Origin of the sequence: Parabacteroides chinchillae (assembly GCF_900108035.1) — a bacterium.
GTDB classification, from domain to species: Bacteria; Bacteroidota; Bacteroidia; order Bacteroidales; family Tannerellaceae; genus Parabacteroides; species Parabacteroides chinchillae.
Genome location: NZ_FNVS01000023.1, coordinates 44,931 through 51,577 on the forward strand (window position 1 = coordinate 44,931; position 6,647 = coordinate 51,577).

5 protein-coding genes and 1 pseudogene are annotated in these 6,647 nt (G+C 42.0%); 4 read left to right on the forward strand and 2 right to left on the reverse strand.

The window, feature by feature from the left end; all coding sequences use genetic code 11:
- Positions 1 to 7: 7 nt before the first annotated feature.
- A complete protein-coding gene (locus C4S38_RS14795) occupies positions 8 to 1,828 on the reverse strand; it encodes a TrkH family potassium uptake protein (RefSeq protein WP_103984339.1) in 1,821 nt (606 codons plus the stop codon).
- 164 nt (positions 1,829 to 1,992) lie between these two features.
- On the opposite strand from C4S38_RS14795, the gene C4S38_RS14800 reads away from it, so the two are divergent.
- Genes C4S38_RS14800 through C4S38_RS14815 form a run of 4 tightly spaced genes read left to right on the forward strand, consistent with a single transcriptional unit; the run spans position 1,993 to position 5,852 of the window.
- Positions 1,993 to 3,483, forward strand: coding sequence for a xylulokinase (locus C4S38_RS14800; protein WP_103984340.1), 1,491 nt, complete (start codon positions 1,993 to 1,995; stop codon positions 3,481 to 3,483).
- Between the two features lie 13 nt (positions 3,484 to 3,496).
- Positions 3,497 to 4,291, forward strand: a complete 795-nt coding sequence (mtgA, locus tag C4S38_RS14805; RefSeq protein ID WP_103984341.1) for a monofunctional biosynthetic peptidoglycan transglycosylase — start codon at positions 3,497 to 3,499, stop codon at positions 4,289 to 4,291.
- Positions 4,237 to 4,902, forward strand: a complete 666-nt coding sequence (gene lipB, locus C4S38_RS14810; RefSeq protein WP_103984342.1) for a lipoyl(octanoyl) transferase LipB — start codon at positions 4,237 to 4,239, stop codon at positions 4,900 to 4,902. Before mtgA ends, lipB begins: the two co-directional genes overlap by 55 nt.
- Positions 4,902 to 5,852 (forward strand): tRNA-dihydrouridine synthase family protein, encoded by a 951-nt coding sequence (locus C4S38_RS14815; RefSeq protein WP_103984343.1) that lies wholly within the window; start codon positions 4,902 to 4,904, stop codon positions 5,850 to 5,852. The genes lipB and C4S38_RS14815 overlap by 1 nt, the downstream gene beginning before the upstream one ends.
- 270 nt (positions 5,853 to 6,122) lie before the next feature.
- On the opposite strand, the pseudogene C4S38_RS14820 reads toward C4S38_RS14815, so the two are convergent.
- Positions 6,123 to 6,647, reverse strand: a pseudogene (locus tag C4S38_RS14820) (DUF1566 domain-containing protein); the annotation flags it as partial.

Here is a 6,647-nt window from a genome sequence, read left to right on the forward strand (position 1 = left end):
TTATTTATTACATGAGTATATTTTCTTGTGGATACGTATAATTCTTCTTTGTATATTCTTTGCATAAACTATAGAAGAAGGTAAATACACCAATACGCCCGATCAGCATGGTGCAGATAATGATAATCTTTCCGGATTCTGAAAGTGTCGGGCTGAAATCCAAACTAAGTCCTACTGTGCTTAAAGCCGAAGTTGTTTCGAATATTAAAGTGAATATCGGAGCATCTTTTTCGGTATAAGACAATATCCATACGGCAACGCTCAAATAGATGAAGTATAAAACGATAATGGCAAAAGCCCTGCGTATTGCAAAAGGAGCTATTTCCCGTTTACGGACTTCTACTTTTTCTTTTTCCCTGGCGGAATTGTAGGTCGTAACCAATGCAACGAAAACGGTGGTAACTTTTAGTCCGCCGGCTGTAGACATCGGGCCGGCACCAATCACCATCAGGATAAGCGTGAGCATCAATGTAGGAGGTGCTAATGTTGTCATATCTGCAACGTTGAACCCTGCAGTTCTGGGGGTAACAGCTCCTAGAAAGGCATTAGCCAGCTTTTCTTTCCAGGGAAGTCCGCTCAATGTATTATTGATTTCAAAGAGCAAATAAAAGGCGGTTCCTCCGATTAATAGCACCAAGGTACATATTACGACGATATACGTGTGTATATTGATAATACGGGGGGTATGAATATAGTGTTTTTGTTGTCCAAGCAGAATTTTTATCCAGTTGAGTAGCTGATGATGCAATAACTTTAAGTAATTAAATACGATAGGGAAACCTAATCCGCCGAGAACAATCAGCAGTGCAATCCATACATGAAGGTTGGGTTTGTGGGCGACCAAAGGATTGTATAAGTTATCACTCAGTGTAGAAATCCCGGCGTTACAGAAGGCGGATATAGCATGAAAGACTGAAAAGAAAATCTCCTGTGTTATGCCTCCCGGAATAGATCCCCTGATATCCAGATAAATCAGATAAGCTCCGATTCCCTCAATGAAAAGGGTAACGAAAAGGATATTGATAATAACCTGAAACAAACCTCCTATACGATCTTCATTCAGCATGTCTTTTAACATCATCTTGCTGATGAATGAAGATTTGCCCATGAATGAGAGTGCAAAAAAACTGGTAAATGTCATTACCCCGATTCCTCCGATTTGTATTAACAGCATGATGATGATAAGCCCGGTTTGTGTGAATGTAGTGCCTACGTTTACGGTTGTCAGTCCGGTTACACAAACTGATGTTGTAGCAGTAAACAAGGCATCTAAGAAGTGAATGCCGTGGTGTGTTGCATTAGGTAACATAAGGAGCCCGGCTCCGACTAAGATGACAAATACAAAGCTTAACAAGAACAGTAAAGATGGCTTTATGTGGCTTTGCATTAATGTGAAAGTCTGTCTCGACAAATGTATTGTGCCGAGTAAAACCATTAAGATATATACGAATATCGGACTTGTCATAAAAGACAGGTAAGGCAAAGATTGCGCAATAGCTTCTCTGAAGAATATCTTGGCAGATAAGACAGCAAAGAGTAAGAAATAAATGCTGATATCCAGATAAAGCATCTTTTCCTGTATCACGTCTTTGAAACGTGTAAAATAACGAAGTGTAATACCTATAAAGAAGCCCATTAATATAGAGAGCCGGGCTGTATAAAGGAGTTTTGCGATTTCGGGAGTCTGTACGAATCCGAATTGATAAATAAGAACAAAAAAAGATGCTATGGAAGCTAATAAAATAATGCCTTCAGCCAAACCGTTGATTATCCCTTTTATTTTCGCCCAGAAAATCCGGAGTGAAAAATAAAGCTGCCTTAAGTCCATATAAATGATCTTTTTTTATTGTTAAAAACAAAAGTATTAATAAAACCGCTATTACGCGAATAATGTTGAGAATTGTTTATATTTGCACGCCTCTTAAATCGGTAACAAGGAAAAACACAAGTGAAAGATTTTCAAGTATAATCAAGAATTAATTCAATATAAAAATGTATTTGTTAGGATGTGACATTGCTAGTTCTTCTGTTAAAGTATCTATTGTAGATGAAGAAAGCGGACAGACTATCGCTTCGGATTTTTATCCGAAGGAGGAAGCTCCTATAAAAGCTTTAAGGCCGGGTTGGGCAGAACAAAATCCGGATGATTGGTGGAATTATTTAAAGATTGCTGTTAAAGGCGCATTAGAGAAAGCTCCGGTTTCGGGAAGCGATATAAAAGCGATAGGTATTTCTTACCAGATGCATGGTTTGGTTGTGGTTGATAAAAAGATGGAAGTATTGCGCCCTTCCATTATCTGGTGCGATAGTCGTGCTGTTCCTTATGGTGAGAGAGCTTTGCGGACTATTGGAGAAAAGCAATGTTTTTCGCATTTGCTTAATTCTCCCGGAAACTTTACTGCTTCAAAACTGGCTTGGGTGAAAGAGTATGAACCGCAGTTGTATAAATCGATATATAAGATAATGTTCCCCGGCGACTTTATTGCCATGCGAATGACTGGCAGTATTGTGACTACGGTATCCGGTTTATCGGAAGGAATATTCTGGGATTTTGAGAAAGACGCATTGTCTGAAGATTTGATGGATTACTTCGGATTCGATAGAGATTTGATTCCTGATATACGTCCTACCTTTGGTTTGCAGGGCGAACTGCTTGGTTCGGTAGCTGCGGAACTGGGGCTGAAGAAAGGAACACCGGTTACTTACCGTGCCGGAGACCAGATAAATAATGCATTATCACTAAACGTGCTAAACCCGGGGGAAATTGCTGCAACGGCAGGAACTTCGGGAGTGGTGTACGGAGTAAACGGAAAAGTAAGTTTTGACACTTCTTCCAGGGTAAATACGTTTGCCCATGTCAACCATTCGTTAAACAATCCGCATTTGGGCGTATTGCTGTGCATAAACGGTGTAGGCATACTTAATTCGTGGATAAAGCGGAATGTGGCTCCCGAGGGAATTAATTATGATGAACTGAACGAGCTGGCTGCAACTGTGCCTATTGGTTCCGAAGGGCTTTCCGTATTGCCTTTTGGAAATGGTGCCGAACGTATGTTGCAAAATAAGCAGATCCATTGTTCTATGCACGGATTGAACTTTAATATACACAATAAGGCACATATTGCACGTGCAGCCCAGGAAGGTATTGTCTTTTCATTCAAATACGGAATGGATATAATGAATGAAATGGGAATAGAAATCGAGATAATTCGTGCGGGCAATACAAATATGTTTTTAAGTCCTATTTTCCGGGATGCTTTGGCAGGAGTAACAGGCACTGTTATCGAACTGTATGATACAAACGGAGCTGCAGGTGCTGCAAAAGGTGCTGGTATCGGTGCTGGTATTTATAAATCGGCGGAAGAAGCATTTGCCTCTTTAAAGAAGATCGATGTCATAGAGCCAGACGGACTGAAGGCCGATAAATATTGCGGTGCTTTTGATATTTGGAAAGACCGGCTGAATAAAGAATTGACTGTTTAAAACAAAATCCGACATGCGTATAGTTAAACGAATATTGATATGGTGCCGGAACATTTTGATATTCTTGTTTTTGTCCAGTATATTGGCTGTTGTGGCCTATAAATATATTCCGGTATATTATACACCATTGATGTTTATTCGTTTATATGACCAGTTTCATGACGGAAAGAAGATGAAGTTGGATCATAAGTGGGTTTCTTTATCCGAAATAGCACAACCTTTGGTACAGGCCGTCGTTGCTTCCGAAGACAATTTGTTTCTTGATCATCATGGTTTTGATATTGAACAGATACAAAAGGCGCGCACTGATGCGGAAAAAGGTAAACGGCTGAGAGGGGCAAGTACAATCTCTCAACAGACAGCAAAGAATGTTTTCTTGTGGCCGGGAAAAACGTATATACGTAAAGCCATAGAAGCCTATTTTACCGTACTGATAGAATGGATTTGGGGAAAAGAGAGAATCATGGAGGTTTATCTCAACTCAATTGAAATGGGAGACGGTATTTATGGTGCCGAAGCTGTTGCGCAAGCACATTTTCATAAGAAAGCCTCAAAACTTACGAAAGGTGAGGCAGCTTTGATTGCCGCATCTTTGCCAAATCCCCGTAAATTCAATTCCGGAAAACCTTCTCCTTATATGCTCAAACGGCAAACAAAAATTATGTCCCTTATGGGAAAGTTGCTTAAAATAGAAATGGGCTATGGAGCAGGAGAGCAAAATATAGATACAGGCAAAATTAAAAAAAGAAAAAAATGGAGAGCTTCATCTATCATGACCTGGGACGCATATCCTACGCTGATGCATTAGAATGCCAGACCTCAGCTTTTGAAACCTTGCTGGCTGCCAAAAAAGACGGAGCGGAAGGAGTGAATGAATTATTCTTTTGCGAACATCTTCCTGTGCTGACTATTGGCAAAAGCGGCAAAGATTCTAATCTGCTTGTCACGGAAGATTTGTTGAAGCAGCGCGGAGTCTCTTTCTTCCATATTAACCGCGGAGGAGATATAACCTATCATGGTCCCGGGCAGATAACAGGCTATCCCGTGTTTGATCTGGAATGCTGGGATTTGGGATTGAAACAGTATATTGATCGCCTGGAAGAGATTGTTATCCGTTTTCTGGCATTATACGGAATCAAAGGGGAACGGCTCGATGGTGCTACCGGTGTCTGGATCGATCCGGACGTACCCGGACGTGCCCGGAAGATATGCGCTATCGGGGTAAAGAGCAGCCGTTTTGTTACCATGCATGGTTTTGCCTTGAATATAAATACCGATTTAACATATTTCTCCCTCATTAATCCGTGTGGCTTCAAAGATAAGGGTGTAACATCGCTGGAGAAGGAACTCGGAACTGCGCAAGACTTCGAACTGGCAAAAGCCCGCTTACTTTCACTCTTCAGGGAATTGTTTGTCTGATGGAATATAAAATACATTTTGCTCCTTTGCAGGGATACACCGATAATGTGTACCGTGAAGCACATGCACAGGTATTCGGGGGAGTGGAGTTTTATTATACGCCTTTTGTCCGTCTTGAGAAAGGCGGATTCAGAAATAAGGAACTCCGGGATATTTTACCTTCCGGTTCCGGCTGTTGCAGAGTTGTTCCCCAGCTTATAGCAGCTACTCCCGAAGAGTTCAGGCAAATCGCTGCTTTGTTTTATGCTAACGGCTACAGGCGGGCAGATATAAACTTGGGCTGCCCTTTTCCGATGCAGGCCCGTTTACACAGAGGTGCAGGTATTTTACCTTTTATAGGTGAAGCAGAAGCGCTACTGAATACGGTAGAAGAATTTCCGCAAATACAGTTCTCTGTTAAGCTAAGACTGGGGTGGGAGACGGTGGATGAATCCTGGGTGCTTTTGTCTGTATTGAACCGGCTTCCTTTGGAACATATAACGTTGCATCCGCGATTGGGTGTACAGCAATATAAAGGAAGTGTGGATATGGACGGTTTTACTGCTTTTTACCAGGCGTGCAAACATCCTCTTTTTTATAATGGGGATATTGAAACGTTGGAAGACATACGGGATATAACGTCGCAATTTCCTCTGTTGAAAGGTATAATGTCAGGGCGTGGCTTACTGGCACACCCGTGGCTTGCAGTGGAGTATGAAAAAGGAAAAGAGCTCTCTGCTGTTGAAAGAAAAGAAATGCTGGAAACTTTTCACGCCCGATTATTGACAGGGTATCAGGAACGGTTGGAAGGCGGCGAACATCAGGTTCTGGCAAAACTCAAAACCGTGTGGGATTATTTATTGCCGGAAGCTGATAAGAAGTTACGGAAGAAGATTCTCAAAAGTAATATCCTGGATGTATACTGCCAGTCCGTGAAAGAATTGTTCAGGGCTTATCCTTTTATTGGATAGTTTTAGCTCCCTTGCTATGTAATGGCTATAGCCTGGTTTTAGTTACCGTCCGCTGAAGCGGACGGCCTAAAGTATGTTCTCTTTGTAGGCTTTAGCCTAAGTTCGGTTGCCGTCTACTTTAGTGGACGGATCAAGGGATGTACATTCCTGTTGGCTTTAGCCAAATTTCTTTCCGGTTGGGCTAAAGCCCTTGAAAGAGGATGGCTCTACTATCCGTCGGTTGAAACCGATGGCAATTGAAACCGGGCTAAAGCCATTTCTATCCATTAATCAGATATCCCGGACACAGCGAACAGAGAAGCTGCCGTTCGTGCTGCCCCAATTGAAATTGCCATCACTGAAGCGCAGTAGGCAGCGGCCAATGACAATACCACCGTAGACCGAACTACTCCAGTAGTACTTGCTGCCGAACGCAGCGAAGCCGGATATGGACTCTAGTTTAGCCTTATTCTGATACATGGCGAACAACTCGATCTGAGTAGGAATACGCCAACCACTACCGAGTTTAGTACATTCTGCCTTAGCTGCACCATTATCGTAACGATAAATACCTGAAGGCTGAGTCTTAGACACCTCGATGGAATAAGGAGTACTTATAGTAGCAGTAGAAGAAGTACCCTTATAATCAGAACCGGTTGTGCCTGTAACTGTACCACCATCGTAATTAAATGGAGGATAAGTAGTAAGGTCAGACTGTTTCGCCTTATAAGCATCGGCTACGGACTGGTCGATGGTGACCTTATTTGGCGGTACTAATGTACCCCGCACACAGCGGATATAGTTGTTGTAGTTCGT